General features: G+C 80.4%; 1 pseudogene. It reads right to left on the bottom strand.

The features are described 5' to 3' along the window. Positions 1-230, bottom strand: a pseudogene (locus tag KVT14_RS21875) (acyl-CoA dehydrogenase); the annotation flags it as partial.

Genomic DNA, 230 nt, shown 5'->3' with positions numbered 1-230 from the left:
GGACCGCGGACGCGTACAGGCCCCACTGCACGCCGGCCTTGATGTGCAGCGACGGGCCCGCCGCGCCCAGCCCCTCGAACCGGGCCAGGCTGCCGCCGTGGGCGTCGGCGCCGCCGAGCCGCGCGGGGAAGGCGCGCAGGACGTCGCCCTCGGCCGCGAGGGAGCGGGGCTGGTCGGGCTCCCGGGCCCGGTGCTCGGGGACGGGCAGCCCCTCGACGCGATGGAACCGG

Origin of the sequence: Cellulomonas sp. GbtcB1 (genome assembly GCF_019091725.1) — a bacterium.
In the GTDB taxonomy this organism is placed as follows: Bacteria; Actinomycetota; Actinomycetes; order Actinomycetales; family Cellulomonadaceae; genus Cellulomonas.
Note: the sequence above shows the minus strand (reverse complement) of the source record. Positions and strands in the feature narration are given on the sequence as shown.